Source organism: Burkholderia seminalis (assembly GCF_001718535.1).
Lineage (GTDB): Bacteria > Pseudomonadota > Gammaproteobacteria > Burkholderiales > Burkholderiaceae > Burkholderia > Burkholderia seminalis.
Genome location: NZ_CP013400.1, coordinates 440,264 through 467,054, shown reverse-complemented (window position 1 = coordinate 467,054; position 26,791 = coordinate 440,264). Strand labels below are relative to the sequence as shown.

The following is a 26,791-nucleotide window of genomic DNA, read 5'->3' as shown; positions in this document are numbered from 1 at the left end:
TTCGCAAAGGAAGTCGTGAAGGGCGCGTCAGCCGCGCGGCGCGGTCAGCACCGACAGCCGCGTGATGCCCGCGTGCTCGATCGCGGCCATCAGCTTCGCGACGGTGCCGTACGGCACGTGCTCGTCCGCCTGCAGGTCGAGCGCGACGTCGGGCCGGCCCGCCTTCAGCGCGGCCAGCTCGGCCGGTACCGCGGCGAGCGCGACCGCACGCTTGTCGAGATACACGACGCCCTTGGCGTCGACGCTCACGGTGACGTTCGGCTTGCGGTCGGCCGGCGCGGTGGCGACTGTGTTCGGGAGAGTCACGTGCACCGCGTTGTTGAGCAGCGGCGCGGTGACGATGAAGGCGACGAGCAGCACGAGCATCACGTCGACGAGCGGCGTGATGTTGATTTCGCTGAGTACGTCGTCGTTGTCGGAGGAGGACGAGAAGGCCATTATGCGAACGCCTCCTGACGGGTATCGCCGGCACGGCGCGCCGGCGCGGCCGCGGGTACCGTCGCCGGTACGCGGAAGCCGGCCTTCTGCGCGAGCGTCACGAAGTCGGTTGCGAACGCATCGAGGTCGGCCGATGCGGCCTTCACGCGGCGCACGAAGAAGTTGTAGGCGAGCACGGCGGGCACCGCGACCGCGATGCCGATCCCGGTCGCGACGAGCGCCTCGCCGATCGGCCCGGCGACCACGTCGATGCTCGCCGATGCGCTGTGCGTGATCGCGGTCAGCGCGTGGATGATGCCGAACACGGTGCCGAACAGGCCGACGAACGGCGCGGTGCTGCCGATCGACGCGAGTACCGCGAGCCCTGCTTCCTCGCGCCGGCGCGCATTGTGGATCTGCTGCCGCAGATGGCGTTCGAGCAGGTCGTGGCGGCTCCAGCTGTGTTCCAGATCGTGCGCGCTGCTCTCGTCGGCACGCCGCAGCGCGTCGAAGCCCGTCGCGGCGAGTTCGCCGACCGGGCTGTTCGCGCTGTCGAGCGCGGCCGCGTCGTGAAAGCTGTTCGCGGCCCAGAACGCGCTGACGTAACGCCGGTTGCGCGCGCTCGACCGCAGGCTCTGGATCGCCTTCACGACGATCAGCGTCCACGTGACGACGGAGAAGACGACGAGCAGCCAGAGCGCGCCCTGGACGATGAAGGTGGTCGGGATACCGTTCATGATGTGAGTTCCTTGAAAAATATGGCGAGCCGCCCGTCGGGTCAGCCCAGCTTGAAATCGATCGGCACGTTGACCCAGCCGTCGACCGCTTCGTCGCCGCGCTTCGCGGGCACGAACGTCCAGCGCTTCACGGCGGCCACCGCCGCGTTGTCGAGCACGCGGCGGCCGCTGCTCGTGCGGACCTCGACGGAATCGGGCGTGCCGCTCGCGAGCACGTGCACGCGCAGCACGACGCGCCCTTCCCAGCCCTGGTCCTGCGCGAACGCCGGATAGTCGGGCGCCGGGTTGCGCAGGTACGCCGCGTCGCCGATCGGCGCGGTTTCACGCACGGGTGCAACGGGCGAGGGCGCCGGCGCCGGCGTTGCGACGGCCGGTGCCGCTGGCGCGGGCGCAGGGGCAGCCTCGCGCGCCACCTGCGGCACGGCGGACGGTGCCGGTGCCGCTGCCGGATGCGGAACGGCCGCGCGGGGTATCTGCGGCTTCGGCGGCGTCGGCGCCTGCTTCAGCGGTTTCGGCGGCACGATCGGCGGCGGATGCGCGGCCTGCGGCAGCGGTTCGGGCGGCCGCGTCAGTTCCACCGTCATCGGCAGCGGCCGCGGCGGTTGCACCGGCGGTGCGGCCGCCGGACGCGCGGCCAGCAGCACGACGCCCGCATGCAGCGCCGCGACGGCCAGTGCAATCGCGCCCGCGCCGCGCCAACCGCTCGCCGGCGCCGGCCGCTTGTCCGCATGCGCGGACGGCGCCACCGGCGAAGGTCGCGCGACTACCGCCGCGCGCGGCGCGGCGCGCGCCACGTGCCGGCGCGCCGGCGGCACGCCGTATTCGATCGTCAGCCCTGTCATGTTCGACTCCTTGCAATGACGCGCCGCGGCGCGCTACGCGACCCACGCATGGCGATGCCGGTCGATCTGCGTGAACGGCGCCGGGTCGATCCACGCGCGCGCGTCGAAATCGCGTTCGAGAAAGCCCCATTCGACGAGAAAATCCTTGAACGCGACCAGACCGTCGATCGACGTCGGCGCGAGCCCGGTCTCCAGATGGCGGTGCACATCCCCGCCGTATGCATAGCGCACCCACTCGTCGGAGGCATGCGTTTCGCGGCCGATATAGGCAACCGTCTCGGCCGGATGGCGCGCGGCCCAGTCGCCCGCGCCGACCACGACCGACAGGAACCGGCTCACGAGATCGGGGCGCGTATCGATCAGCGCGCGATCGACGGTCAGCGTGCGCGGCGTGCCGTTGCCGATCCGCACCAGCGGATCGGGATGCGCGCCGAGATCGATGACGACCTGCGCGTCGATCAGGTGCACGGTCTCCAGCCCGGCGACGCCCTTCACGAACACCGCGTCGACGTCGCCGCGCACGAGCGCCGCGATCTCGAGTCCGTACTCGTGCGGGCCGCGCGTGAACGAGGCTGGCCCGGTGCGGCGCTCGCGCGTGTCGGGCAGGTCGATCCATTCGGCGTCGCCGTGGCCGAGCCCTTCCAGTTCGAGCGCGCTCAGGAAGCCCTTCAGGGCGGCCGCACGCCAGAAGTCGATGCTGATCGGATGGCGCGGCAATCCGAGCCGCCGGCCGCGCAGATCGCGCGTCGTGCGAATGCCGCGCTCGGGCAGCGTGACGATCGCCTGGAATTCGTTGGTCCACGACAGGCCGATCACGCGCGTATCGGCGCCGCGTGCCCGCGCCCACAGCGCGGGAATGTTGCCGCCCTGCCGGAACGAGTGCGGCAGGCTGTGATCGAAGTGCGATTCGCGCTTTTCGGCATCGGCCGTCTCCTGCAGCGAATTCAGCACGATGCCGTCCGGCCCGAACTCTTCGTCGAACCAGCCGCGATGCACGGCGATGCCGAGCGCGGTCGGCACCGGGCAGCGCGTGTACCAGAGTGCGTCGCAGGCCGTGGCCTGCGCAGCGAGTGTCGTCATGGTGAGTATCCTTATCGTTGTCGTTGATGCGCGGCGGCACGCCGCCGCGCTCAGGCGCCGGCCACGCGCAGCGCTGCCTGCGTGCCGCGCGCGTTCAGCGCGCCGTCGACGAGCGGCAGCACTTCCTCGCCCACGCGGTACGCCTCTTCGAGATGCGGATTGCTCGCGAGGATGAACGTCGATACGCCGATGTCGACGTATTCCGCGAGCCGCTCGGCCACCTGCTCGTGGCTGCCGACGATCACGCAGCCGGGGCCGCCACGGATCTGCGACATTCCGGCCCACAGGTTCGGGCCGACGATCAGGTCGTCAAAGTGCTGCGTGTTGCCCTGGTGCAATGCGAACTGGCGCTTCGCGCCGACCGATTCCGACGATTCGCCGCGCCCGCCGAAACCGGCACGCGTCGCGTCGCCCACCGTGGCGAACATCTGCCGCAGCTCGGCCCACGCCTGTTCCTCGGTTTCGCGCGCGAGGATGTCGATGCGCATGCCGAAGCGCAGGTCGCGCTCGGCGTTCTGCCGGTCGAGCGCGCGGCGCGCCGCGTCGATCACTTCCTTCTGCTTCGCGAGCGGCTCGCCCCAGCTCAGGTGCACGTCGCCGTGTTTCGCCGCGACCGCGAGCGCAGCGTCGCTCGCGCCGGCCAGATAAATCCGCGGCGGCTTCTGGCCGCTCAGCGGCGGCAGCAGCCCGCCGGCTTCGACGCGGTAGAAGCGGCCGTCGAACGAGAATGGCGCGCCGGCCGCGATGCCCTTCACGACGTCGAGGAATTCGTCGGTGCGCGCATAGCGGCTGTCGTGATCGATGAAGTCGCCGTACGCGCGCTGGTCGGGACCGCCGCCGCCCGTGACGACGTTCCACTCGACGCGGCCGCGGCTGATCCGCTGCAGGCTCGCGGCCATTTGCGCCGCATAAACCGGATGCACGAAATGCGGCTGCAGCGCGATCAGCAGCCGCAGCCGGCGCGTCTCGCGCGCCAGCGCCGCCGCGACGACCCACGGCTCCTCGGTGAAGCGGAAGATCGGAATCAGCGCGCCGTGAAAACCGGCGATGTCGGCCGCGCGCGCCACCTGCGACAGATAGTCGATGTAGCCGAAATCGTCGTCGTCGACTTTCGGCGCGACGCGCGACGCGCGCTGGCGATTCCATTCGCCGCGCGTATGCAGGTCGTGTGCGCGCCGGCCATCGCCGTGCATCGGCAGGCGCCACAGAAATTCAACAGCCATCGGGATTCTCCTTGTCGGCCCGTTCGGATTGCGTGCGGCACCGGCGTGCCGCGCGTATGCAGCGCTGTAAAGCACGCGGTGTGCCAACGCGCACGCCTGCTGACGTGCGGCGCAGCCGCCGAGCACGCGCAATGCCTTGCCGGCCGGGCGTCGACGGCCATCGACGAACACGCGCCGGGCGGTGCCGGCATCCCGAAAGCGAATCCGTGCCGTGCTGTTGCGCACGACACACCGGTGCTGCACGCGCAACAGCACCCGACGCGACTGTTGCTCATGCAACAGGCGTTGCGCCGGCCGTCGCGCCGCGCAGCGCCCGGGATGCCCGCGCCGCGTGCCGCCCGGCCGTTTCCGCTCATTGGCCCGGAACTTGCAACGTGGAACGGCCGCGCGTGCGACACCGCGCATCGACCACGCTTACCCAGACAGGGGAATCTCACACATGACAGACAGGCCCGATTCGTCATCGGACAAGCAGCAGACGTTCTGGTACGCCCGATCGCCCGTGCCGACGCCGCTCGGCATCGCCGTGCATCTCGGCTGGCTCAACGGCGAGACGTCGGCCGACGGCGTCGCGATCCGCTCGCCGCGCGGCGCCACGCGGCACGACGTGTCATCGATCAGCGATCACACGCTCGCGCAGTCGTTCCGCCAGGGCGGCAGCATCCCCGCGATGTGGGCGCGCTCGAACGACGCCAACACGCGCGTGATCGGGCTGTCGTGGGTCGACGAATCGCAGCTGATCCTCGCGCGGCCCGAGTCGGGCATCCGCTCGGTGAAGGCGTTGCGCGGCCGCCGGATCGCGATTCCGAGCCGCCCCGACGACCGCATCGACATCTTTCGCGCGTCCGCGCTGCGCGGCTTCGTCAATGCACTGAGCCTCGACGGACTGACCACGCGCGACGTCGAGCTCGTCGACGTGCGCGCACGCACGCTGCAGGCCGTCGGGCCCGCGCGTGCGGCGAACCTGTTCGCGTCGCCGCACGGCTTTTCGAGCCGCGCGCTGTATGCGGCCGAAGCCGGCGCGCTGCTGCGCGGCGAAGTCGACGCGATCTACGTGAAAGGCTCGACGGGTCTCGAGATCGCGCAACTGATCGGCGCACACGTCGTGATCGACATCGGCTTTCATCCGGAGCGCTCGATCCGCAACAACAACGGCACGCCGCGCCCGCTGACCGTCAACGCGGACGTGCTCGCGAACCATCCGGACATCGTCGCCGGCTTCCTGAAGCTCGTGGTCGCCGCCGGCGAATGGGCGAGCACGCATCCCGACGAAACCGCGCACTACGTGGCGGGCGAAACCGCATCGTCGATCGACTGGGTGCGAGCCGCGTACGGCAACCAGTTGCACCGCCATCTCGGCGTCAATCTCGACGACGAATCGGTCGCCGCGCTCGACGAGTTCAAGACGTTCCTGCGCGAGCACGGCTTTCTGGAAACCGACTTCGACGTCGCCGACTGGATCGACCCGCGCCCGCTCGCCGACGTGCTGCGGCCGTCGTGGCAGAAACGCGCGTGAGCCCCTTTTTCGTTCACTGTTCGGGACCATCATGAAATACTCCCTCTCCCTCGCGTCACTGCGCCGCCTGCTGCGCGCGCTGCTCGCCGTGCTACCGCTGGCGGCCGCGTCGCTCGCGGCACCGGCAGCGCATGCGCAAGACGCGCCCAAGGTCGTGCGCATTGCCGTCGTCGCGTACTCGAGCGGCGGCAAGACGCAATATGCCGGCGCATCCGCGCTGATCGACGCCGACAAGTCGCTCGAGAAGGCGCTGGCCGCCCGGCACGTGAAGCTGCAATGGGTGCCGGTGTCGACCGCGGCGGTCGGCACGCTCGTCAACGAGGCGTTCACGAACGGCAGCATCGATTTCGCGGGCTACGGCGACCTGCCGTCGGTCGTCGTCAACGCGTCGGGCACGCACACGCGCCTGATCGTGCCGGGCGGCGCCGGCAGCAACACGTATCTGGTCGTGCCGGCCGGCTCGACCGCGAAGTCGATCGTCGATCTGAAAGGCAAGCGCATCGCGCTCAATCGCGGCCGGCCGTGGGAAGTCACGTTCGGCAAGCTGCTCGCCGAAAACGGGCTGAAGCTGTCCGACTTCAAGATCTACAACCTCGATCCGCAGGCCGGCGCGGCAGCCGTCGCGGCCGGCCGCGTCGACGGCTTCTTTACGCTGTCCGACGCGTATTCGCTGGTCGACAAGAACGTCGGCAAGATAATCTGGTCGACCAAGACCGCGCCCGACGACTGGAAGATGCGCGCCGAACTGTGGGCATCCGACGATTTCGTGCGGCGCTACCCCGACGTCACGCAGCTCGTCGCGACGGCCTACGTGCGGGCCGCGCACTGGATCTCGCAGCCGCAGAACCGCGATGCGTACGTGAAGATCCTGAGCGCGTCGGGCCAGCCCGAAAGCGTCGTGCGCCGCGAATACGCGGACGAATCGACGCCGTGGAAAGAGCAATGGACGCCGCTCTTCACGCCGGCGCTTACCGGCCACTACCGCGATGTCGTCGCGTACAGCCGCCAGGCCGGCCTGACGTCGGTGCCGGTCGACGTGAACGCGCTGCTCGCGCCGACCTTCGTGGCGACCGCGCTCAAGCAGCTTGGTCTCGACGGCTACTGGCGCGCCGATGCCGCGCGCGTCGCGAGCCGCTGATGGCGATGCGCGCCCTCGCGCCGAACGGCTGGCGCGCGATCCGCCTGCCCGGCCTCGCGCGGCTCGGCGAACATGCGCTGTGGTGGATCACGCCCTTTACGTTCGCCGCGCTGTGGTGGCTCGCGAGCGCGCAGCGCTGGTTTCCGCCGCAGCTCGTCGTGCCGCCCGAACGCCTCGCCGCGACGCTGCGCACGCTGCTCGACACCGGCGAACTGCGCGACAACCTGCTGATCACGCTGCATCGCCTCGCGCTCGGCTTCGCGCTCGGCGCAACCGGCGGCGCCGCGTTCGGCATCCTGCTCGCACGCAGCCGGCTGTTCGCCGACTACCTGCGGCCGACCTTCGACCTGCTGCGGCAAGTGCCGACGCTCACGCTGATTCCGCTGCTGATCCTGCTGATCGGCGTCGACGAGCCGTTGAAGCTCGCCGTCGTCGGCAAGGCCGTGTTCTTCCCGGTCGCGCTGGCCGCGTACACGGGCGTGCACGATGCGCCGCGCGATCTCGTCGAAATGGCGCGCCACTACGGGCTCGGCCGCTTCGCACTACTGCGCGACGTGCTGCTGCCGGCCGCGCTGCCGCCGCTGCTGACGGGCGTGCGGATCGCACTCGCGCGCGCCTGGCTCGCCCTCGTCGCGGTCGAGCTGCTCAGCGCCGACAGCGGGATCGGCCAGATGATGGAACTCGCGCGGCAGATGCTGCGGCTCGACGTGGTGCTCGTCGACGTCGCCGTGATCGGGCTGATCGGTTTCGCGCTCGACCGCTCGATCGCGCTCGTGCAGCGCTACGCATTGCGCTGGCAGACGCCCGCGCGCTGACTTTGACTGGATACGCTTCGGCATGACCTTCGCCACCCGCGCTTTCTCGTTCGCCCCGCTGCGCCGCCGCGCGCGCGGCCTCGTCGTGCCGGCCCTGCTGATCGCCGCGTGGCAAGCTGCCTCGTCCGGCGACGCGGCCCACCAATACGCATTCGTGCCGCTGCAGCAGGTCGGCGCGGCGCTCGTCGAACTCGCCCGCAGCGGCGAACTCGCAACCGATCTCGGCGCAAGCCTGCGCCGCACGACGCTCGGGCTCGGGTTCGGCGTCGCGGCCGGGCTCGGGTTCGGCTCGGTACTGGCGCGTTCGCCGCTCGCGCGCAAGCTCGCCGAACCGGCGTTCCAGGCGTTGCGCTACGTGCCGCTGCTCGGGCTGATTCCGCTGCTGAGCCTGTGGGCCGGCACCGGCGAATTCGCCAAGGTGTTCATCATCGCGCTCGCCGCGTTCTACCCGATGACCACCGCCAGCTTCGACGGGCTGCGCCGCGTCGATCCACGCTATGTCGAACTTGCGCAGTCGTATCGGCTGACGCGCGTCGGCCTGTGGCGCGACGTGCTGATACCGGGCGCATTGCCCGACCTGTTCGCGGGCGTGCTGCAGGCCGTGCCGTTCGCGTGGATCACCGCGACCAGCAGCGAGTTGCTGTTCAACACGGGGGCCGGTATCGGCAGCCTGATGCAGAATGCCCAGGCAGGCGCCCGCGCCGACGTGCTGCTCGTGTGCGTATTGGGCGTGACGGCGCTGGCCGTCGGGATGAGCGCGCTATGCGAGCGGATCGCGCGGCGCGCGCTGCGCTGGCGGGATCACGCCTGACGGCGCAGCCGCGCGTCGGCGTCGCCCGTGTCGCGCGGCTTCAGGATGCCGAGCTGCGCGAGCCGCGCGCGCACGATGTTGCGCGACTGGTCGAGCAGGCGCGACATGCGCAGCTGGTTGTGATCGCTGTAGTCGAACACGCTGCGGTAGACGGTATCCTCGATGTGCTGCCAAAGCGCCGGCGTACCCAGATCCAGCAATTCGATCACCGCATGACGCAGCGCCTCGGTCGCTTCGGCGACGTCGCGTGCGCGGCGCGGCGGTGCGGCGGCCGCACCCGGCGCGCCGGCCGTGTCGGGCGCGAGCGACAGCGCCGAGAACTGCAGGTCGCCGACGTCGATCGCCCCGCCCGCGCAGATCAGCACCGCATGGTGGATCACGTTCTCCAGCTCGCGGATGTTGCCGGGCCACGCATGCGCATGCAGTCGGGCGCGTGCGGCGTCGGTCAGCGTCGGCGCGGCCACGCGCAGCCGCTTCGCATAGGTGTCGATGAAATGCTCGATCAGCGGCGCGATGTCGCCGGGCCGCTCGCGCAGCGGCAGCAGGCTCAGCTTCACGACGTTGAGCCGGTAGTACAGGTCCTCGCGGAAATTGCCCGCGCGCACCGCCGCCTCGAGATTCACGTTGGTCGCCGCGACAAGCCGCACGTCGATCTTCACGGTCTTGCGCGAGCCGACCGGCGTCACCTCGCGCTCCTGCAGCACGCGCAGCAGCTTGACCTGCGCGGACAGCGGCAGGTCGCCCACCTCGTCGAGAAAGAGCGTGCCGCGATTCGCGGATTCGAACCAGCCGGGCTGGGCATTGATCGCGCCGGTAAACGCGCCGCGCTCGTGGCCGAACAGCTCGCTTTCGATCAGCGTCTCGGAAAATGCGCCGCAGTTGACCGCGACGAACGGGCCGTCATGGCGCTCGCTCAGCGAATGCACGAGGCGCGCGATCAGCTCCTTGCCGGTGCCGCTCTCGCCGGTGACGAGTACCGTCGCATCGCTCGGTGCGACGAGCTGGATGCGTTCGAGCAGCACCCGCGATTTGGGATCGTCGAACGTCAGTGCCTTCGCGCGGATCGTGATCGCGTGCGAAGTCGGGTCCGGCAAGCTGAAGATGGCCATGGCACGACCGGCGTGTTGAACGGGGAAGGTTCGACGATAGCAAGGCGCGCGCCGGCCACGAACCAATTCATCGAGCTATCGGTATGACGGCGGCCGGATTGCGTCGGCCGCCGTGCGGCGTCAGGCAAGACCGGTCATCTTCCACTGCTGTTCGAGCGCGCCCGGCCCGAAGTCGAGCGAGCCGCCGAGCGGTTCCGCGAGCGCCTGGAAATACGCGGCTTCCTCGAGGATCAGGATGTACTTCGATATGTCGAGGATCGACTTGCCCCAGAACGTCGCGCCGCCGTTTGCCTCGATGATTGCCGGCACGTCGGGATCGCGCCGGATCGTATCGACGATGAAGCGCGGCTCGCCGGGGCGACGATCGACGTAGACCGGAATCTCGCGAGCCCGCGTGTAGCGCGCGGCCGGCGCATAACGGATCGGCAGCGGGCGATGCGCGCTCGCCCACGCACCGAGATACGGGCCATGCACGTGTATCACGACGTCCACTTCAGGCGCCTCGCGGAACACGCCCGCGTAACGCGGGCCGTTGCCGCCCGCGCGCGCGTCGCCGTGCAGCACGTCGCCGTCGAGCGTCACGACGACGGGTTGAATGTCCTGTGACGCGGCCCACGGGCTCGGCGCAGACAGCGCGACGACGAGCTCCGTGCCCGGCACGCGCTGGAACGCCTGGAACGTGTTGGTCGCGGACAGCGTGCGCGTTTCCTTCAGCACGCGCGCGGCCTGCGTGAACTCGCGCGTGGCGCGCTCGACGAATGCCACGAGTTCGCCGCTGTCGATGGCTTGGGTGACGGACATGAGAACGGTTTCCTTGATCGGATGGACGGAGGGACTCGCGTCGCGACACCGCGACGCACGGCCACCGGATCAGCAGCAATCGTGCCAACCCGGCGAGCGCGCTGCGCGGGCCGGCCGGCGTGGCGCTCGCGCGATGCCCGACCCGCGCGATGCTATCCGCGAGCGTGCGCCTGTTGCGGGAGCAACACTGTACCGGCCGCGATTGCTGCGCGACGCGCAGCGCGTGCACGTGCACCATCCGCGTGGTGCCGACCGGTTGCCCGCCGCACCGCGCGTGGCGTGCGCAACGAACGTGCTGGTTCGAAACTTGCGTCGTGGTCGGCCCGCACCGGCCTTGCACGGTGCATCCGATCTCATCCACCTTCATCCGACCATGACGCTCCTTCCCCTGCGCGGTGTTGCCGCGCGCGCGCTGCTCATCTCGGCACTCGCCGTGCCTTCCGTCGTTTCGCTCGCGGCCTCGCCCGGCCATGTTCCCGTGCCCGATCCGCTGCAGGGCGACGGCCGCGTGTCCGCGTTCTACACGTGGGACCGCGACATCCCGGCCACGCCCGGCGCGCTGCTGCGCTCCGAACCACTGCCGGCCACGCTCGGGCTCGCGGGCGCCGCGCGGCAGTTGCGCATCTTGTATGCATCGACCGACGGCGTCGGCGGCCGGACGCCGATCGCGGTGTCGGGCGCGCTGTTCGTGCCGCGCGGGACACCACCGGCCGGCGGCTGGCCGATCGTCGCATGGGCGCACGGCACGTTCGGGATGGCCGATATCTGCGCGCCGTCGTGGTTCGGCCGCTCGTATCGCGACGTGCGCTACCTGAACGCATGGCTTCAGCAAGGGTTCGCGGTGGTCGCGACCGACTACCAGGGCCTCGGCACGCCCGGCCCGAATCCGCAGCTCAACAACCGCTCGAACAGCTACACGCTGCTCGACAGCGTGCGTGCGGTGCTCGGCGGCGTGCCGGGCCTCGCGAACGAAGTCGTGCTCGTCGGCCAGTCGCAAGGCGGCTCGGCCGTCATCGCGGCGGCAGGCTACGCGCCCGTCTACGCGCCGGAACTGGCGATCCGCGCGACCGTCGCGACCGGGACGATCTACAACGCGTCGCGTGCCACGCTCGCGTCGTTGCCGCCGTTCGAGACGGCCTACCGGCGCGATCCCGACCGCGTCGACCCGACGCTTGCGTACCAGTTCTACTCGGTGCTGTCGGCGCAGCAGATCGACCCGTCACTGCGCGCCGACGAAGTGTTGACCGACCGCGCGCTGCCGATTCTCGAGCAATCGCGCATCGGCTGCCTCGCGTCGCTCGAGGACGACGCGGCGCTCGCGCACCTCACGCACGCGAATACGGTCAAGCCGGGCGGCGATGCGCGGCTGAAAGCATGGTGGGACGACTACCTGAAATATCCGACACTGAAGCTCGCCACCCCCGTCTTCATCGGCGCGGGCGCGGACGACGGGCTGGCGCCGCTCGAACTCGCGCTGGCGAAGGACGCGTGCGCGGCGGGCACGACGGTCGAGGCACACCTGTACGCGGGCCGCGAACACAACGGCACCGTGAACGTGTCGCTCGCCGATTCGATTCCGTTCGTGAAGCGCGTGCTCGCCGGCGAGACGATCCACCCGATTTGCTCGCCGGTCGCCCAGCAGTCCGCGTCGCAATAGCCGGGTCCCTGCGCTTTGCACGACGACGCGAATGCTTGTGCAAATCCGTTATTGGATCGCGCCGCTGCCCGTTTTTATACTCGTCAGCACTCTCTGTTGAAGAGTGCCAGCCCAATCCGACAGATCAGCACAGGACGAAAAAATGAGCCTACGCCCCTTGCACGACCGCGTGATCGTGAAGCGACTCGACCAGGAAACCACCACCGCGTCGGGCATCGTGATCCCCGACAGCGCCGCCGAAAAACCCGACCAGGGCGAAGTGATCGCCGTTGGCCCCGGCCGGAAGGATGCCGACGGCCAGCGCATCGTGCCCGACCTGCAGATCGGCGAGCGCGTGCTGTTCGGCAAGTACGCGGGCCAGGCCGTCAAAGTGGACGGCAACGAGTTTCTCGTGCTGCGCGAGGAAGACATCGTCGCGGTCGTCAATCAATAACGGAGCGCAATCATGGCAGCCAAGGAAATCATTTTCAGCGACGTCGCACGGGCAAGACTGACCGAAGGCGTGAACATCCTCGCGAACGCGGTGAAGGTGACGCTCGGGCCGAAGGGCCGCAACGTCGTGCTCGAACGCAGCTTCGGCGCGCCCGTCGTCACGAAGGACGGCGTGTCGGTCGCGAAGGAAATCGAACTCGCGGACAAGCTGCAGAACATCGGCGCGCAGCTCGTGAAGGAAGTCGCGTCGCGCACCAGCGACGCAGCCGGCGACGGCACGACGACGGCCACGGTGCTCGCGCAGGCGATCGTCCGTGAAGGCCAGAAATACGTGGCGGCCGGGCTCAACCCGCTCGACCTGAAGCGCGGCATCGACAAGGCCGTCGCGGCGGCCGTCGACGAGCTGAAGAAGATCAGCAAGCCGACCACCACGAGCAAGGAAATCGCGCAGGTCGCGACGATCTCCGCGAACGGCGAGGAATCGATCGGCCAGCGCATCGCCGAGGCGATCGACCGCGTCGGCAAGGAAGGCGTGATCACCGTCGAGGACGGCAAGTCGCTCGCCGACGAGCTCGACGTCGTCGAAGGGCTGCAGTTCGACCGCGGCTACCTGTCGCCGTATTTCATCAACAATCCCGACAAGCAGATCGCCGAGATCGAAAGCCCGTACATCCTGCTGCACGACAAGAAGATCTCGAACATCCGCGACCTGCTGCCGGTGCTCGAACAGGTCGCGAAGTCGGGCCGGCCGCTGCTGATCATCGCGGAAGACGTTGAAGGCGAAGCGCTCGCGACGCTCGTCGTCAACAACATCCGCGGGATCCTGAAGACGGTCGCGGTCAAGGCGCCGGGCTTCGGCGATCGCCGCAAGGCGCTGCTCGAGGACATCGCGATCCTCACCGGCGGGCAGGTGATCGCGGAGGAAACGGGCCTGACGCTCGAGAAGGCGACGCTCGCCGAGCTCGGCCAGGCGAAGCGCATCGAGGTCGGCAAGGAAAACACGACCGTGATCGACGGCGCGGGCGATGCGAAGAACATCGAGGCGCGCGTGAAGCAGATCCGCGTGCAGATCGACGAGGCGACGTCCGATTACGACCGTGAAAAGCTGCAGGAGCGCGTGGCCAAGCTGGCCGGCGGTGTTGCCGTGATCAAGGTCGGCGGTGCGACCGAAATCGAGGTGAAGGAGAAGAAGGACCGCGTCGACGACGCGCTGCACGCGACGCGCGCGGCCGTCGAGGAAGGCATCGTGCCGGGCGGCGGCGTCGCGCTGATCCGCGTGCGGCAGGCGATCCGCGAACTGAAAGGCGTGAACGCCGACCAGGATGCGGGCATCAAGATCGTGCTGCGCGCGCTCGAGGAACCGCTGCGCCAGATCGTCACGAACGCGGGCGAGGAAGCGAGCGTCGTCGTCGCGAAGGTCGCGGAAGGCACGGGCAACTTCGGGTACAACGCGCAGACGGGCGAGTACGGCGATCTCGTCGAATCGGGCGTGCTCGATCCGACCAAGGTCACGCGCACGGCGCTGCAAAACGCGGCGTCGGTGGCCGGGCTGCTGCTGACGACCGATGCGACCGTGTTCGAAGCGCCGAAGGATGCGGCGCCGGCTGCCGCACCGGGCGGTCCGGGTGCGGGCGGGCCGGGCTTCGATTTCTGACGACGGGCCGTGCGCGCCGGTTCACCGGCGCGCGCAGCCGGGCAGGACGCGTAACGCGTGGCGACGCAAGTCGTCACGCGTTGTTGCATGGAAGCGGCAAAATGCGGTGGCCGGCAGGTCGAACCGGGCACCGACACACCGCTCTCACGCCTTTACGACCTTTTTACTTGCGCCGGCGAATACGTTCACTAGAATGGGTTCGCCATCCACCACCGAGCACGCGACATGCGCCTCCGAAGTCCTCGTCCTCCGAGTTGCTTTTCTGCCTGACAGGCAGGACGCCTGTGCCTCCCTCCCGAGCCATCGTCCTGCCGCCTGGCGGACGGTGCGCGCCGTAGTCCTCTCCGTGCACGCCTGAACACGACGTCGATGCGATCACCGCGCATCGGGAATGCATGCGCTCGAGCGTGTGCGCGGCACATCCTGTGCAACGAAGCGTCATCGATCCGCCGGTCCAGCTCATTTACTACGCATACCTGAATTTTATTCAGAGAAATTTCCGTTACCGGAGCCCGGTCATGTTCGAGATCGACAAGCAGTACACACGCGAATTCATCCACACCGCCTGCGGCGGCAGCAAGCAGGGTTTCCTGCCGACGAAGAACGGCAAGGTCGTGGCCGCCTGCCTTCGCGCGGACCTCAATCCGCACGCGCCCGACGTGATCCTTTGCGACGGCAGCGCGTCCGCGCGCTCGGCCGGCAGGACGCTCGCCGCGCAACGCGATGCGATTCCGGTGTTCATCAAGACGGCAACCGATGCCTACCGCTTCGTCGGCCGGTACGTCGTCAGCGAATCGCTCACGGCGCCGCTCGACTGCGCGCCTTACGTGCGCAACAGCGGCTTCACCGCCGCGCAGATCTCGCGCGTGCTCAAGCTCGAGCGCAGCTGACACGCTTGCGCGGCGCATCGCGCGCCGCGTCCCGCTCGTCTTTCATACAGGAGCAATCATGCTGGGCCTGACGTTCTGGAAACACGTGATCGGCGCGCGGACCGATGCAATCCGCGACAGCAGGACAACGGCGCACGACCGGCATCGCCGGGTATCGAGAACGCTCGTGCTGACCAGCGCCGCCGTGGCGTTCGCGGCGATCGCGTTCGGCGCGCCGGTCGTCGGCATTTCGGTCTTCCTGCTGACCACGCTGCCGTTCGTTTTGTCGGGTACGTGAGCCAGTCCGTAGCGGGCCCGGTTCCATCGTCGGTCGATATGAAATTTTAATACCGGCCCCCCTGTCTCTGACACTGTCTTTATGCGGCTTTGTCTAGGATTTCCCTGTCATCCCGACACGGAGCAATCCGCATGCAAACGCAGCAGGCCGCCGTGGGCGGCCAACCCGACCTTCCCCGCCGACGCGGCGACACGCCGTCCGCAGCTCGGCTCGCCGACGCCTGCCCGGTGGACAACATCCTGCTCGACGTCCCGGCCGAAAGCGCGACCCAGTTGTTCGACCTCGTCGCGCGCCATATCGCGCGCAGCAGCGGCGTATCCGCCGAACGGATCCGGACCGAACTCGCCAGGCGCGAGCAGCTCGGCTCGACCGGTCTGGGCCAGGGCGTCGCGATTCCGCACGCGCGGGTCGACGGGCTCGACTCGGCGGTCGCGCTGTTCGTCCGCGCGCTCTATCCGTTCGCGTTCAACGCGCCGGACCGCAAGCCCGTGCGCGAATTCATCGTGCTGGTCCTGCCGCGGGCGGACGACCGCACGCACCTCGAACTGCTCGCCGACGCGGCACGGTGTTTCAGCGAACGCGCGTTCCGGCACGCGTCGCGCGATGCGCGAACGCCCGGCGAGCTTCACCTGCTGATGCAACGCACACACTGACGCCGCGTCGAACGGCGACAGGCACCTCCCTCCATTCATTCGGACTCCCATGTTCCCAGACCCTGAAATTCCCACTCTCATGTCGCGACGCGCAGCCGGCCTGGCTCACTCGCTGCCGTTCATGCAGGCGCTGCACGGGCAGGCCGTCGTCATCGTCGATGGCGGCGCCGCGAGCGATGCACGCACCCGTGCGGCCTTCGCACAGGATGTCGCGCTGCTTGCGCTCACCGGCGTTCGTCCGGTCGTCGTCCAGGGCGGGCCGGCCGCGGCCGATACGCAATCGGTCGAGGCCGCGCATGCCGCGATGACCGGCGTCAATCACGAACTGGTGCGCCTGATCGGCGGTCACGGTGCTAGGGCGATCGGCATCGACGGTCACGACGGCGGCCTGCTGGTCGCCCGCGCGGCACCCGACCGCACGCAGGCAAGCGCGGTCGCACGGTTCGACGTCGCCGCGTTGAACGCCTTCCTGGAAAACGGACTCGTGCCCGTCGTGATGCCGGTCGCACCGGACGACGCGGGCCACGCGCACGTGCTGCGCCCGGAACGGCTCGGCAGCCTGTTCGCGCAATGCACCGGTGCCGTCACGCTGGTGATGATGGTCGACGGGGCATGGCTGCGCGAACTCGGCGAGCTCGCCGGGCTGTACGGCATCACGGAACTCGAACAATGGCTCGCCGAGCATCCGGCCGCCGATGCGGCGCCCTGCGTGCGGGACGCGCTCGATGCGCTTGCGCACGGCGTGCAGAACGTCCACCTCGCCGATATCGGGCAACCCGAATCGCTGATCGACGAACTGCTGACGGAGGAAGGATCGGGTGTGGTGTTCTGTCGGCGCGGCAACACCGGCCTGCTGTCGGAAACCCGCCGATACTTCGCCGATTCGGCGTGCGTGCTGCGTGACGGGTTCAGCGTGGAGAAGAAGCCGGTCGTACGATTCTGACCGCGCAACGGGAAAACGCCTGCGGCGACCCGCAAGGGCCGCCGCAGGCGGGCAACAACGACATCACCGTCAACGGCGCGTCGCCAGCCGCTTCACGACACGCACCAGCGCATCGACCTCGTCGCACGTGTTGTAGAACGCGAGCGACGGCCGCACCGTGGCCTCGAGCCCGAAGCGCCGCAGGATCGGCTGCGCGCAGTGATGCCCGGAGCGCACCGCGATGCCCTCTTCGTTCAGCGCTTGCCCGACTTCCTCGGTTTCATAGCCCTTCAGCACGAACGACAGCACGCTCGCCTTGTCGCGCGCGGTGCCGACGAGCCGCACGCCCGGTACCGGCGCGAGCACGCTCGTCGCATACGCCAGCAGGTCGTGCTCGTAGCGAGCGATGTTCTCGATACCGATGCGGTTCACGTAATCGAGCGCGGCGCCGAGCCCCACCGCATCCGCGATGTTGCCGGTGCCGGCTTCGAACCGGTTCGGCGGCGGCTGGAACACCGTGCGCTCGAACGTCACGTCCGCGATCATGTTGCCGCCGCCCTGCCAGGGCGGCATGTCGTCGAGGATCGCGCGCTTGCCGTACACGACGCCGATCCCGGTCGGCCCGTAGATCTTGTGCCCGGAGAACACAAAGAAATCCGCATCGAGCGCCTGCACGTCGACGCGCATGTGCGAGATCGACTGCGCGCCGTCGACGAGCGCCTTCGCACCCGCGCGATGCGCAAGCTCGACGATCTCCTTCACCGGCACGACCGTGCCGAGCGCATTCGACACCTGCGTGACCGACACGATCTTCGTGCGGTCGTTGAGCAGCTTCCGGTATTCGTCGAGCAGCACCTGCCCCGAATCGTCGACCGGAATCACGCGCAGCTTCGCACCCTTGAGCGCGGCAAGCTGCTGCCACGGCACGATGTTCGCGTGATGCTCGAGATTCGACACGATGATCTCGTCGCCCTCGCCGACGTTCTGCACGCCCCACGACTTCGCGATCAGGTTGATCGCCTCGGTCGTGCCGCGCACGAACACGATCTCGTCCGGCGACGACGCGCCGATGAAGCGCTGCACCGTTTCCCGCGCATGCTCGTACGCATCCGTCGCGCGGCCCGCCAGGGCATGCGCCGCGCGGTGAATGTTCGAGTTCTCGTGTGCGTAGAAATACGCGAGCCGGTCGATCACGGCCTGCGGCTTGTGCGTCGTCGCCGCGTTGTCGAACCAGACGAGCTGCTTGCCGTTCACGCGCTCCTGCAGGATCGGGAAATCGCGGCGGATCGCGTTCACGTCGAACGGCGGGTGCGCGCCGCGATACAACTGACCTTGCGGCTCGGCGGCATGCGTATCGTCGACGAAGTAGCGCGGCACGTCGGCGCCCGACGCGCGCGACACCGGCACTTCGCGATGCACGGCGAGCAGTTCACGCAGAGCGTAGTCGCCCGGCAGCCCGAACGCTTCCGGCGACGCGAGGCCGTTCGACGGCACGACGATGTCCTGCGGCGTCCGCTGCCAGCCCTGCAGCGAGCCGTCGGTGAAGTAGTACGGCGAGGCCTTCGCCGCGCCTTCCGGTGCCGGCGCATTCACCTGCGGCACGCCGAGCGCCGCGCCGCCGACGCGCGGTTCGAGCGCGGGCGCGATCGACACCGCGTTGTCGGGCAGCCCGTTCTGCGCGGCCGCATGCGGCGCGAGCGCCGGCACGCGGTTGCCGAGCGACAGCACGTGCGTCGGCGCGGACGGCGCGAGGTTCGCGCCGGGCACCTTGCCCTGCGGCAGCGCGAGCCCCGGCACGCCGGTGCCGGCCCCGCCCGGGCCCGCGAGCGGCGAGCCGCCGGGCACCGGATTGCTGACCGACGCGAGGATCGGCGCGGCCGCCGGCAACGCCGACGGCACGCCGCCGACCGCGCCGCTGCCGGCCGACAGCTCGGGCGCGGTGGCCTGCCCGGGCGGCGTCGCGAAGAACTCGGACGCGAGCCGCGCGAGCGTCGCCGGGTCGGGCAACCCCGCCGGCAGCGGCGCGTGCGGCAGCGCGTGCGCGTCGCCGCCGGGCAGGCCGGGATTAACGGTAGGTGTCGGGATAGTCATGGAACTTGCCGATTTCGACGTCATCGAGGACAGCCAGCGCATCCGGCGAATGGACCGCGAGCGAGCAATACAGCGAGATCAGGTACGACGCGATCGCCTGGTTGTTGATCCCCATGAAGCGCACCGACAGGCCCGGCCCCTGCTCGCCCGCGACACCCGGCTGATACAGGCCGACGACGCCCTGGCGCTTGTCGCCGACGCGCAGCAGCAGGATCTTGGTCTTGCCGTCCGCGACCGGCACCTTGTCCGACGGAATCAGCGGGATGCCGCGCCACGTGAGGAACTGCGAGCCGAACAGGCTGACCGTCGGCGGCGGCACGCCGCGCCGCGTGCATTCGCGGCCGAACGCGGCGATCGCGAGCGGGTGCGTGAGGAAGAAAGCGGGTTCCTTCCACACTTTCGTCAGCAGCTCGTCGAGATCGTCCGGCGTCGGCGCGCCCGTCAGCGGGAAAATCCGCTGTTCGTCGGTCACGTTCGCGAGCAGCCCGTAGTCCGGGTTGTTGATCAGCTGGCTTTCCTGCAGTTCCTTGATCGTCTCGATCGTCAGGCGCAGCTGTTCCTTGATCTGATCGTGAGGACTGCTGTAGAGATCCGAGATCCGCGTATGCACGTCGAGCACCGTGCTGACCGCGTTCAGGAAGTATTCGCGCGGCTGTTCCTCGTACGGCACGAAGGTCTGCGGCAGCACGCTTTCGTCCTCGAGCTGCGTGCACGCGGCGCGCACGGCTTCCGGGTTCTTCACCTGGTTCAGCCGGTAGATGCCGGCCTCGACCGGCACCCATTGCAGCAGATGGGTCAGCCAGCGCGGCGTGATCGTGGAAAGCTGGGGGACGGTCTTGGTAGCGTTCGCTAGTTGGCGGGCGGCGTGATCGCTCAGCGCAGCCGCGCCGCTTGCAACGGTCGACATGTGTGGCTCCGGGTTCTTAAGATGAAAAACGGGATTGCTTATGACGCTGGGTGATTATCGGAAGCACGCCCCTGCCGGCTCAACATGCTATAGCCGTCAGGTCCCGTACAACCGAAAGGGAAACGAAATAAGGCAGCCTCAGGTGACGTACGCGCCCGGCAGCAGCGCGGAGATCGACACGTCGAATGCGCGCGCGATCTTGTCGGCGGTGACGATCGACGCGATCGCCTCGCCGCGCTCGATCTCGCCGACGTACGAGCGGTTCAGCCCCGCATGCTCGGCCAGTTGCTCCTGCGACCACGTGCGCGCTTCGCGCAGCTTGCGCACGTTGGCGCCGAAGTGATGGATGAGGTCGCTCATCGCGCCTCCTAGGCGACGCGCGCCGCCGCGCGCGGCGCGGCGTTCGCTTCGCTGCGCAGCACGGCCTGCGTGACGTTTTCGCCGGGCGGCACGTCCTGCGTGAGCCACACGTTGCCGCCGATCACCGCGCCGCGTCCGATCGTCACGCGGCCGAGGATCGTCGCACCGGCATAGATCACGACGTCGTCCTCGACGATCGGATGGCGCGCGAGCCCTTTCTCCAGATGCCCGTCCGCATCGCGCGGGAAGCGCTTCGCGCCGAGCGTGACGGCCTGGTACACGCGCACGCGCTCGCCGATGATCGCCGTCTCGCCGATCACGACGCCCGTGCCGTGGTCGATGAAGAAGCCCGCGCCGATGCGCGCGCCCGGATGAATGTCGATGCCCGTTTCCGCATGCGCCTGCTCGGCGATGATCCGCGCGAGCAGCGGCAGGCCGAGCCCGTACAGCTCGTGCGCGAGCCGGTGGTGGATCATCGCGAGGATGCCCGGATAGCACAGCAGCACCTCGTCGACGCTGCCGGCCGCGGGATCGCCGTGAAAGGCTGCCAGCACGTCGCTGTCGAGCAGCCGGCGGATCTCGGGCAATCGCGCGGCAAAGGCCTGCACGGCTTGGGACGCGACCGCGTCGATGTTGTCGGGCGGCGCCCCGTCGGTATGGCGGTGACGCGCCGCGTAGCGCAACTCGAGCGTCACTTGCGCGAGCAGCGCATTGAGCGCCGCGTCGAGCGCATGGGCCACGTGGAAGTTCTCGCTCTCCTGCCGCAGGTCGGGCGGCCCGAGCCGCATCGGGAACAGCACGCCCTTCAGCGCGCCGATGATCTGCGCGAGCGCCTCGCGCGCCGGCAGGTCGCGCCCGCCGGGTTCGAGCGAGCGCCGCTGCTTCTCGCGCCATGCGCGGCGCACCGTCTGCAGCGATTGAACGATGTCGTCGATGTCGAATGCGGCCATGCTGCCTTCTCCCCGTAACGGCCGTGAATCAGTCCTGCGCCCACGGCAGGCCGCGGAAGCGCCAACCGTTCTGGCTACCGCGCTGCTGCCGCTCGTCGAGGTCGCCCTCGAACCCTTCGAGCACATTGAACACCTGTGTGAAACCGCCCTTCGCCGCGGCCTCGGCCGCCTGGGCCGAGCGGTTGCCGCTGCGGCACAACAACAGCACGACGGCGTCCTTGCCGGTCTTCGCTTCCAGTTCGCGCACGAAGCGCGGGTTGCGCGTCAGGCTCGTGCCGGTCGCCCACGGCACGTGCAGCGATTCCGGCACGTGACCGACGAATTTCCGTTCTTCCGCCGTGCGCACGTCCACCAGCAATGCGTCGCCTGCCGAGAACAGCGCCCACGCGGTTTGCGGCGACACGCCGCCCGCATAGGACTTGCCAGCCGCCGCGGCCGCCGTGCGCGCATCTTCGAGCGCCTGTTGCGCAGCGGTTCGTTCTTCCAGTTCAACCGTCATGACACTTCCTTGTTTTCGCTGATTCGTATGAACAAAAACACCGGGAATTCGGCCGTCGCAGCTTGCGTGCTGTCTATAGCCGTCAGCACCACTATGCGAGGGCCGCCGGGGAAGCAGAACCAATAAAAATTCATTTCCTAATCAGCGCCGCGGGGAATGCAATAGCAGACGCGCGCTATGCGTGCGCGGTCGCTGGCGGGCAGGAAAGGCAGGACGACGACCGTTCGATGTCAGCCATCGAAGGAAATTGAAAGGAGGCGGGAGGCGATCAGCGCGGCATGCGGCGCGCTGTCATGGATTCCAGAATGGCATGAGGGGCGCCATGCATCGACGAGGCCAGCGCACCTCGTCGACGCATGCGCCCGTCAGTGAAGTCAATCAGGCCACCGGATCGACCGGCGCGATCGGCGCACCGCGCGCTTCGATATCGCGCCCCGCGAGCAGGCACAGATCCTCGCGATGATGCGTGGCGACCACCTGCACGCCCACCGGCACGCCGTTCACGACCGACGTCGTGACGGCCAGCCCCGGCAGCTCCATCGCGGGCAGCGCGCGCAACGTGAGCTGCGCCTCCCACACGCGGTCGAAGCCGTCCGGCCCCTGCCTGTCGAGATCGTCCGGGAACGGCAGTTCCGACGACACCGGCAGCAGCAACACCGGGTACGCGTCGAGAAACAGCCGCCATTGCCGCGCCAGCGTCGTGCGGCGAACCAGCGCGCGGCCGATCACGTCGGCGGGCAAATCGCGCACCTTGCCGCGCACGGCCTCGATCACCGCGGCCGCGCCCGGATCGCCGTCCTGCCCGACCGCGTTCGCCAGCGCATCGAAACCGTCGCCCAGCCAAAGCTGTTCCTGCAGCAGCGCGGCCTCGCGCAGCGGCGGGGTCTCGTCGATCTCGTCGATGCTCCAGCCCGCGTCGACCAGCCGGCGCGCGGCATCGCGCAACGCGGCCTCCACTTCGGGCACGACCGCCAGGCCGCGCGGCCGCACGCACAGCGCCGCACGCTTCGGCACCTCGCGCCCGTCGAACGGCGCCGCCACGCTCCACGGATCGCGCGGATCGGGTGCGGAGAACGCGCGCAGCGCGAGCGACAGGTCGTCGATCGTGCGCGCGATCGGCCCCGCCGCCGACATCAGTTGCGCGCCGATCGCACGCTCCGGCGACGACGCATTGAACGCCGGCACGCGGCCGAGCGACGGCCGGATTCCATGGACGCCGCACGCATAGGCCGGGTAACGCACCGAGCCGCCGATGTCGGTGCCGAGCGCAAGCGGGCCGATCCCGGCGGCCACCGCAGCCGCCGCGCCGCCGCTCGATCCGCCCGGCGTCAACGACGGATTGCGCGGATTGCGCGTGCGGCCATGCACGAGATTCGACGTGAACCAGCGCAGCGCGAACGTCGGTGAATTGGTGCGGCCCAGCAGAACCCCGCCGGCCTTCCGGATGTTGGCGACCACCGGGCTGTCGGCGTGCGCGATCAGGTGTTCCTGCAGGCGCGTCCCGTTGGTCGTCGCGAAATCGGCCTGGTCGATGTTGATCTTCACGGTGACGGGTACGCCCGCGAGAGGGCCCGGATCGTCGCCGCGCGCGATCGCGCGGTCGACGTCATCCGCCTGCCGCCGCACGTCGTCGGGGCGGTGTTCGACCACGGCGTTGATCGCCGGATTCACCGCATCGAGACGATCGAGCACGGCGTCGGCCACTTCACGCGCGGACACGTCGCGATGCCGCACGCGCTTCGCGAGTTCGCTTGCCGGCAGTTGCCAGAGTTCGGTCATGACTTCTCCTGGTGGAAAGACATCACACGCGCGCGCGGCGCCGCGCTTCCTCGCGAAAGCGCGGCACCGTGTTCACTCACTGCGCCGCCTGCTTCGCGCGTTCGGCCGCCGCAATGATCGCGTCGGCCACGGCCTTCGGCTGGCTCAGCATCGCGACGTGGCTGCCGTTCACGCGCGTGAGCGTCGCGCCGATCCGCTTCGCCATCGTTTCCTGCAGTGCCGGATCGATCATCCTGTCCTGCGTCGCGACGACGAACGTCGACGGCTTCGCATGCCACGCGGCCTGCGTGACCTTCTCCGAGATGCACCCGCCGTACCAGGGCCCCTGCGTCGCCGCGACGAGGCGCTGCTGCGCGGGCGGCAGGTCCGGCGCGAAATCCTGCGCGATCGCCTTGTCCGACAGCCGCGCGAAACCGCCCGCGTCCTGGCGCAGTTCGCCGGCCCACGACGGGGCCGGCAGCCCCTGCGTGACGTCGGCGATCGACTGGCCGTTGTCGGGCGCGAACGCCGCGACGTACACGAGCGACTTCACCTTGTCGTCGTTGCCCGCCTCGCTGATCACGACGCCGGCCCACGAATGGCCGACCAGCACGACCGATCCCTTCTGCTCGTCGATCGTACGCTTCGTCGCGGCCGCATCGTCGGCAAGCGAACTCAGCGGATTCTGCACCGACACCACGTGCAGACCGCGCGCCTCGAGCAGCGGAATCACGCGGTTCCAGCTCGACCCGTCGGCGAACGCGCCGTGCACGAGCACGACGTTCGTGCCCTTCAGGTCTTCCTTCGGCGCGGCCTGCGCCGCGACCGCACCGGACAGTCCGCCGATCACCGCGGCGGACACCAGAACGCGTTTCATCAAACCGGCCATCGTCATGCTCCTTTCTCTGTCGTGTCGTTCAAATGAAGTGCTGCAACGAAGGCCGCGCCTGCTTGCGACAGGCGCGGCAGCGGGTCACGAATGCGCGTACAGGTCGTCGGCCGCGTTTCGCGCGGCACGCGATTGCGCCGCGTCGCGATGGCCGGCAGACGTCGACGCATCGGCCACGTTGTCGCCTTGCGACTTCGACGGGCCGTTCTGGTCGGAACGCGCGACCTGCAGCGCGGCGATGACGTCTTCCGGGTAGTGCGGTTCGCTACGCGCCGGGTTGTAGCCGGCCTGTTCGAGGCGGACCAGGTCGGCGCGCACGTCGGCACGCGTGAGGCCGTGGCCGGTATCGGCGAACGACAACGCGGGAGCAACGGCGAGGACGGCGACAGCGAGGATTCGAGCGGCTTTCATGAGGGTTCTCCTTGACGGAAGTTGAGGTGTCGATCACTGGGCGCCCGGTGCGAACGTCTGGCACCGAACGTTTGCTGCATGTCGACAGTAGAACCCGCCCACGTATCCCGAATGTTTCCGGAACCGGTGCTTTCTGCATGCCAGTTTTTCCGGAATGGCCGCAGATACAGTGCGATACAAACCCGCTCGCCGATGCATGCCGCCACGCCACGCTCGCCACGCATCATGAAAAAAGGCGTGCCTCGCAAGGCACGCCTTTCCATCGAACGCACACCGCCGCGTCGCGTCAGGGCGCGAGTCGCGTGAACACATAGTCGTGGTTCTTCACCCGCGCCTGGTGACACGCAAAGCACGTCTGATGCTGGCCGATATCGGCCGGCACGCCGTTGATGAAGCGCCCGAAGCCCCAGCCGCCCGTCGACGCATAACGATGCGAGTCCTTCACCATCACCTGCACGGTCGTCGCCTGGCCGGGTACCGTCGCCGGCGCGAACTCCTCGGACTGCCTGCGCTTGTACGCGAGCTTCACGAGGATCGTGCCGTCGGGAAACGGCAGCGTCGCCTGTTCGAGCGCGCGGATCGCGACCGGGTTGCCGAGCACCACGCGCAACTCGTCGAGCGGCGCGGCCTCTTCGGCCGGCGCGACCATTTCCCACTTCCGGTAGCCGGGCGGGATCGTCACGCCGTAGATCGGCGAGGCCGCCGCCGCCGGCTTCGGCTGCTCCGCGAACGCGGCCGGCCCACCGGCCGACAGCGCGCCACCCAGCAGCACGCCGGCGACGAGCGCACGGCGCGCGTCGCGCCGCCATACCCGCACGCGTGCCCGCATCACAGATGCTCCACTTGCAGGATCGCATCGGCGAACGCCTGCGGCGCTTCCTGCGGCAGGTTGTGGCCGATGCCGCCGGAGATCGTCCGGTGCTGGTACTTGCCGGTGAACTTCTTCGCGTAGGCGGCCGGCTCCGGATGCGGCGCGCCGTTCGCGTCGCCTTCCATCGTGATCGTCGGCACCGTGATCGCCGGCCCGGCCGCCAGGCGCCGCTCGATGTCGTCGTACTGCGCCTCGCCCTTCGCCAGCCCGAGGCGCCAGCGATAGTTGTGGATCACGACGGCCACGTGATCGGGGTTCTGGAACGACGCGGCCGTGCGTGCATACGTCTCGTCGGAAAACTTCCACTTCGGCGACGCGAGTTGCCAGATCAGCTTGTTGAACGCGTCGCGATTCGCCGCATAACCGAGCTCGCCGCGCTCGGTCGTGAAATAGAACTGATACCACCACTGGAATTCGGCCTGCGGCGGCAGCGGCTTGCGGTTCGCCTCCTGGCTGCCGATCAGGTAGCCGCTCACCGACACGAGCGCCTTCACGCGCTGCGGCCACAGCGCCGCGATGATGTCGGCCGTGCGCGCGCCCCAGTCGTAGCCGCCGAATACCGCGCTGTCGATCTTCAACGCATCCATCAGCGCGACGATGTCGACGGCCGTCACGGCCTGCTGGCCGTTGCGCACCGTGTCGGCCGAGCGGAACGTCGTCGAGCCGTAGCCGCGCAGGTACGGCACGATCACGCGATAGCCGGCCTTGACGAGCAGCGGCGCGACGTCCGCATAGCTGTAGATGTCGTACGGCCAGCCATGCAGCAGGAACACGACGGGGCCGTTCCTCGGTCCGAGGTCCGCATATCCGACGTTGAGCACGCCCGCGTCGATCTGGTGGATCGTGCCCAGCGACGCGCTGCCGGCCGGGCGCTTCGCGGCCGGTGCATCAGGCGCCGACTGCGCATGCGCGAGCGCGCTGAAGCCGAGGTCGGCCAGGCTCAGGCTCGCCAGCGTCGAGCCCAGGATCAGGCGGCGGCGGGTGTTCACGGTATCGGGCATGACTCGTTCTCCATTGTCGATCGCTAAGGAAGAGGCCCGCGGCACAGGCGGGCAATCAGGTGTCGCCGTTCGCAGCGGCG

General features: G+C 69.0%; 28 protein-coding genes. 11 read left to right on the top strand and 17 right to left on the bottom strand.

Annotated elements, in window-relative coordinates; translation table 11 throughout:
• Positions 1 to 27 precede the first annotated feature (27 nt).
• Genes WJ12_RS22815 through WJ12_RS22795 form a run of 5 tightly spaced genes read right to left on the bottom strand, consistent with a single transcriptional unit; the run spans position 28 to position 4,299 of the window.
• Positions 28 to 438, bottom strand: coding sequence for an ExbD/TolR family protein (locus WJ12_RS22815; protein WP_049036336.1), 411 nt, complete (start codon positions 436 to 438; stop codon positions 28 to 30).
• Positions 438 to 1,154, bottom strand: a complete 717-nt coding sequence (locus WJ12_RS22810) for a MotA/TolQ/ExbB proton channel family protein (protein ID WP_034188386.1) — start codon at positions 1,152 to 1,154, stop codon at positions 438 to 440. The genes WJ12_RS22815 and WJ12_RS22810 overlap by 1 nt, the downstream gene beginning before the upstream one ends.
• A gap of 41 nt (positions 1,155 to 1,195) precedes the next feature.
• Positions 1,196 to 1,996 (bottom strand): energy transducer TonB, encoded by an 801-nt coding sequence (locus WJ12_RS22805; RefSeq protein ID WP_069245822.1) that lies wholly within the window; start codon positions 1,994 to 1,996, stop codon positions 1,196 to 1,198.
• A 33-nt stretch (positions 1,997 to 2,029) separates the two neighbouring features.
• Positions 2,030 to 3,076 carry an ABC transporter substrate-binding protein gene (locus tag WJ12_RS22800; RefSeq protein WP_069245821.1) on the bottom strand — a complete coding sequence of 349 codons (1,047 nt, stop codon included), beginning with the start codon at positions 3,074 to 3,076 and terminating at the stop codon, positions 2,030 to 2,032.
• A 50-nt stretch (positions 3,077 to 3,126) separates the two neighbouring features.
• Positions 3,127 to 4,299 (bottom strand): LLM class flavin-dependent oxidoreductase, encoded by a 1,173-nt coding sequence (locus WJ12_RS22795; protein ID WP_069246036.1) that lies wholly within the window; start codon positions 4,297 to 4,299, stop codon positions 3,127 to 3,129.
• 439 nt (positions 4,300 to 4,738) lie between these two features.
• On the opposite strand from WJ12_RS22795, the gene WJ12_RS22790 reads away from it, so the two are divergent.
• The 4 genes from WJ12_RS22790 to WJ12_RS22775 are packed head-to-tail and all read left to right on the top strand — an operon-like array spanning position 4,739 to position 8,579.
• The gene (locus tag WJ12_RS22790) at positions 4,739 to 5,815 is read left to right on the top strand and encodes an ABC transporter substrate-binding protein (protein WP_034188389.1); all 1,077 of its coding nucleotides are present in this window, start codon (positions 4,739 to 4,741) and stop codon (positions 5,813 to 5,815) included.
• Positions 5,816 to 5,846: 31 nt separating this feature from the next.
• Entirely contained in the window at positions 5,847 to 6,953 is a 1,107-nt protein-coding gene (locus WJ12_RS22785) for a PhnD/SsuA/transferrin family substrate-binding protein (RefSeq protein ID WP_049036333.1), read from the top strand.
• Complete coding sequence (locus tag WJ12_RS22780; protein ID WP_059559738.1) at positions 6,953 to 7,768, top strand: ABC transporter permease; 816 nt, start codon at positions 6,953 to 6,955, stop codon at positions 7,766 to 7,768. Before WJ12_RS22785 ends, WJ12_RS22780 begins: the two co-directional genes overlap by 1 nt.
• A 22-nt stretch (positions 7,769 to 7,790) precedes the next feature.
• Entirely contained in the window at positions 7,791 to 8,579 is a 789-nt protein-coding gene (locus WJ12_RS22775) for an ABC transporter permease (protein ID WP_059559741.1), read from the top strand.
• Here WJ12_RS22775 and WJ12_RS22770 read toward each other — a convergent pair.
• On the bottom strand, positions 8,570 to 9,688 hold the full coding sequence (locus WJ12_RS22770; protein ID WP_059559743.1) for a sigma-54 interaction domain-containing protein: 1,119 nt from the start codon (positions 9,686 to 9,688) through the stop codon (positions 8,570 to 8,572). The genes WJ12_RS22775 and WJ12_RS22770 overlap by 10 nt on opposite strands.
• 120 nt (positions 9,689 to 9,808) lie before the next feature.
• Positions 9,809 to 10,489: a class II aldolase/adducin family protein gene (locus tag WJ12_RS22765; protein ID WP_059559746.1), complete on the bottom strand. Its 681-nt coding sequence runs from the start codon at positions 10,487 to 10,489 to the stop codon at positions 9,809 to 9,811.
• Positions 10,490 to 10,862: 373 nt separating this feature from the next.
• Here WJ12_RS22765 and WJ12_RS22760 point away from each other — a divergent pair, with 373 nt between their 5' ends.
• From WJ12_RS22760 to WJ12_RS22730, 7 genes are all read left to right on the top strand, one after another.
• Entirely contained in the window at positions 10,863 to 12,146 is a 1,284-nt protein-coding gene (locus tag WJ12_RS22760; RefSeq protein WP_059559749.1) for a lipase family protein, read from the top strand.
• Positions 12,147 to 12,288: 142 nt separating this feature from the next.
• Positions 12,289 to 12,579 carry a co-chaperone GroES gene (locus WJ12_RS22755; RefSeq protein WP_034188396.1) on the top strand — a complete coding sequence of 97 codons (291 nt, stop codon included), beginning with the start codon at positions 12,289 to 12,291 and terminating at the stop codon, positions 12,577 to 12,579.
• A 12-nt stretch (positions 12,580 to 12,591) separates the two neighbouring features.
• Positions 12,592 to 14,232, top strand: a complete 1,641-nt coding sequence (gene groL, locus WJ12_RS22750; protein ID WP_034188397.1) for a chaperonin GroEL — start codon at positions 12,592 to 12,594, stop codon at positions 14,230 to 14,232.
• Positions 14,233 to 14,750: 518 nt separating this feature from the next.
• Positions 14,751 to 15,122: a DUF6697 family protein gene (locus WJ12_RS22745; RefSeq protein ID WP_059559752.1), complete on the top strand. Its 372-nt coding sequence runs from the start codon at positions 14,751 to 14,753 to the stop codon at positions 15,120 to 15,122.
• 58 nt (positions 15,123 to 15,180) lie between these two features.
• Positions 15,181 to 15,399: a hypothetical protein gene (locus WJ12_RS22740; protein WP_226103875.1), complete on the top strand. Its 219-nt coding sequence runs from the start codon at positions 15,181 to 15,183 to the stop codon at positions 15,397 to 15,399.
• 131 nt (positions 15,400 to 15,530) lie between these two features.
• The gene (locus WJ12_RS22735; RefSeq protein WP_059559755.1) at positions 15,531 to 16,052 is read left to right on the top strand and encodes a PTS sugar transporter subunit IIA; all 522 of its coding nucleotides are present in this window, start codon (positions 15,531 to 15,533) and stop codon (positions 16,050 to 16,052) included.
• A gap of 49 nt (positions 16,053 to 16,101) precedes the next feature.
• Positions 16,102 to 16,995, top strand: a complete 894-nt coding sequence (locus tag WJ12_RS22730) for an amino acid kinase family protein (RefSeq protein ID WP_059559757.1) — start codon at positions 16,102 to 16,104, stop codon at positions 16,993 to 16,995.
• 69 nt (positions 16,996 to 17,064) lie between these two features.
• On the opposite strand, the gene WJ12_RS22725 is transcribed toward WJ12_RS22730, so the two are convergent.
• The 10 genes from WJ12_RS22725 to WJ12_RS22680 form a co-directional block, all read right to left on the bottom strand.
• Entirely contained in the window at positions 17,065 to 19,065 is a 2,001-nt protein-coding gene (locus WJ12_RS22725; RefSeq protein ID WP_059559760.1) for a family 2A encapsulin nanocompartment cargo protein cysteine desulfurase, read from the bottom strand.
• A complete protein-coding gene (locus tag WJ12_RS22720; protein ID WP_034188401.1) occupies positions 19,040 to 19,972 on the bottom strand; it encodes a family 2A encapsulin nanocompartment shell protein in 933 nt (310 codons plus the stop codon). The genes WJ12_RS22725 and WJ12_RS22720 overlap by 26 nt, the downstream gene beginning before the upstream one ends.
• Positions 19,973 to 20,110: 138 nt before the next feature.
• The gene (locus WJ12_RS22715; RefSeq protein WP_034188402.1) at positions 20,111 to 20,332 is read right to left on the bottom strand and encodes a helix-turn-helix domain-containing protein; all 222 of its coding nucleotides are present in this window, start codon (positions 20,330 to 20,332) and stop codon (positions 20,111 to 20,113) included.
• A gap of 8 nt (positions 20,333 to 20,340) precedes the next feature.
• Positions 20,341 to 21,282: a serine O-acetyltransferase EpsC gene (epsC, locus tag WJ12_RS22710; RefSeq protein WP_034188403.1), complete on the bottom strand. Its 942-nt coding sequence runs from the start codon at positions 21,280 to 21,282 to the stop codon at positions 20,341 to 20,343.
• A 28-nt stretch (positions 21,283 to 21,310) separates the two neighbouring features.
• Positions 21,311 to 21,781: a rhodanese-like domain-containing protein gene (locus WJ12_RS22705; protein WP_049030959.1), complete on the bottom strand. Its 471-nt coding sequence runs from the start codon at positions 21,779 to 21,781 to the stop codon at positions 21,311 to 21,313.
• A 378-nt stretch (positions 21,782 to 22,159) separates the two neighbouring features.
• Complete coding sequence (locus tag WJ12_RS22700) at positions 22,160 to 23,560, bottom strand: amidase family protein (protein WP_059559765.1); 1,401 nt, start codon at positions 23,558 to 23,560, stop codon at positions 22,160 to 22,162.
• A 76-nt stretch (positions 23,561 to 23,636) separates the two neighbouring features.
• Complete coding sequence (locus tag WJ12_RS22695; protein WP_069246035.1) at positions 23,637 to 24,428, bottom strand: alpha/beta fold hydrolase; 792 nt, start codon at positions 24,426 to 24,428, stop codon at positions 23,637 to 23,639.
• A gap of 84 nt (positions 24,429 to 24,512) precedes the next feature.
• Positions 24,513 to 24,839: a DUF4148 domain-containing protein gene (locus tag WJ12_RS22690; RefSeq protein WP_049030956.1), complete on the bottom strand. Its 327-nt coding sequence runs from the start codon at positions 24,837 to 24,839 to the stop codon at positions 24,513 to 24,515.
• A 286-nt stretch (positions 24,840 to 25,125) separates the two neighbouring features.
• Positions 25,126 to 25,668, bottom strand: a complete 543-nt coding sequence (locus WJ12_RS22685) for a cytochrome P460 family protein (protein ID WP_059559768.1) — start codon at positions 25,666 to 25,668, stop codon at positions 25,126 to 25,128.
• Positions 25,668 to 26,711 carry an alpha/beta fold hydrolase gene (locus WJ12_RS22680; protein ID WP_049035281.1) on the bottom strand — a complete coding sequence of 348 codons (1,044 nt, stop codon included), beginning with the start codon at positions 26,709 to 26,711 and terminating at the stop codon, positions 25,668 to 25,670. The genes WJ12_RS22685 and WJ12_RS22680 overlap by 1 nt, the downstream gene beginning before the upstream one ends.
• Positions 26,712 to 26,791: the final 80 nt, after the last annotated feature.

Coding starts and splice junctions, on each gene's coding strand:
- WJ12_RS22680 (WP_049035281.1), bottom strand. CDS start 26,711: ATGCCCGATACCGTGAACACCCGCCGCCGCCTGATCCTGGGCTCGACG.
- WJ12_RS22765 (WP_059559746.1), bottom strand. CDS start 10,489: ATGTCCGTCACCCAAGCCATCGACAGCGGCGAACTCGTGGCATTCGTC.
- WJ12_RS22725 (WP_059559760.1), bottom strand. CDS start 19,065: ATGACTATCCCGACACCTACCGTTAATCCCGGCCTGCCCGGCGGCGAC.
- WJ12_RS22745 (WP_059559752.1), top strand. CDS start 14,751: ATGTTCGAGATCGACAAGCAGTACACACGCGAATTCATCCACACCGCC.
- WJ12_RS22700 (WP_059559765.1), bottom strand. CDS start 23,560: ATGACCGAACTCTGGCAACTGCCGGCAAGCGAACTCGCGAAGCGCGTG.
- WJ12_RS22810 (WP_034188386.1), bottom strand. CDS start 1,154: ATGAACGGTATCCCGACCACCTTCATCGTCCAGGGCGCGCTCTGGCTG.
- WJ12_RS22785 (WP_049036333.1), top strand. CDS start 5,847: ATGAAATACTCCCTCTCCCTCGCGTCACTGCGCCGCCTGCTGCGCGCG.
- WJ12_RS22695 (WP_069246035.1), bottom strand. CDS start 24,428: ATGGCCGGTTTGATGAAACGCGTTCTGGTGTCCGCCGCGGTGATCGGC.
- WJ12_RS22760 (WP_059559749.1), top strand. CDS start 10,863: ATGACGCTCCTTCCCCTGCGCGGTGTTGCCGCGCGCGCGCTGCTCATC.
- WJ12_RS22800 (WP_069245821.1), bottom strand. CDS start 3,076: ATGACGACACTCGCTGCGCAGGCCACGGCCTGCGACGCACTCTGGTAC.
- WJ12_RS22705 (WP_049030959.1), bottom strand. CDS start 21,781: ATGACGGTTGAACTGGAAGAACGAACCGCTGCGCAACAGGCGCTCGAA.
- WJ12_RS22805 (WP_069245822.1), bottom strand. CDS start 1,996: ATGACAGGGCTGACGATCGAATACGGCGTGCCGCCGGCGCGCCGGCAC.
- WJ12_RS22780 (WP_059559738.1), top strand. CDS start 6,953: ATGGCGATGCGCGCCCTCGCGCCGAACGGCTGGCGCGCGATCCGCCTG.
- WJ12_RS22790 (WP_034188389.1), top strand. CDS start 4,739: ATGACAGACAGGCCCGATTCGTCATCGGACAAGCAGCAGACGTTCTGG.
- WJ12_RS22815 (WP_049036336.1), bottom strand. CDS start 438: ATGGCCTTCTCGTCCTCCTCCGACAACGACGACGTACTCAGCGAAATC.
- epsC (WP_034188403.1), bottom strand. CDS start 21,282: ATGGCCGCATTCGACATCGACGACATCGTTCAATCGCTGCAGACGGTG.
- groL (WP_034188397.1), top strand. CDS start 12,592: ATGGCAGCCAAGGAAATCATTTTCAGCGACGTCGCACGGGCAAGACTG.
- WJ12_RS22770 (WP_059559743.1), bottom strand. CDS start 9,688: ATGGCCATCTTCAGCTTGCCGGACCCGACTTCGCACGCGATCACGATC.
- WJ12_RS22730 (WP_059559757.1), top strand. CDS start 16,102: ATGTTCCCAGACCCTGAAATTCCCACTCTCATGTCGCGACGCGCAGCC.
- WJ12_RS22735 (WP_059559755.1), top strand. CDS start 15,531: ATGCAAACGCAGCAGGCCGCCGTGGGCGGCCAACCCGACCTTCCCCGC.
- WJ12_RS22775 (WP_059559741.1), top strand. CDS start 7,791: ATGACCTTCGCCACCCGCGCTTTCTCGTTCGCCCCGCTGCGCCGCCGC.
- WJ12_RS22685 (WP_059559768.1), bottom strand. CDS start 25,668: ATGCGGGCACGCGTGCGGGTATGGCGGCGCGACGCGCGCCGTGCGCTC.
- WJ12_RS22795 (WP_069246036.1), bottom strand. CDS start 4,299: ATGGCTGTTGAATTTCTGTGGCGCCTGCCGATGCACGGCGATGGCCGG.
- WJ12_RS22720 (WP_034188401.1), bottom strand. CDS start 19,972: ATGTCGACCGTTGCAAGCGGCGCGGCTGCGCTGAGCGATCACGCCGCC.
- WJ12_RS22740 (WP_226103875.1), top strand. CDS start 15,181: ATGCTGGGCCTGACGTTCTGGAAACACGTGATCGGCGCGCGGACCGAT.
- WJ12_RS22715 (WP_034188402.1), bottom strand. CDS start 20,332: ATGAGCGACCTCATCCATCACTTCGGCGCCAACGTGCGCAAGCTGCGC.
- WJ12_RS22690 (WP_049030956.1), bottom strand. CDS start 24,839: ATGAAAGCCGCTCGAATCCTCGCTGTCGCCGTCCTCGCCGTTGCTCCC.
- WJ12_RS22755 (WP_034188396.1), top strand. CDS start 12,289: ATGAGCCTACGCCCCTTGCACGACCGCGTGATCGTGAAGCGACTCGAC.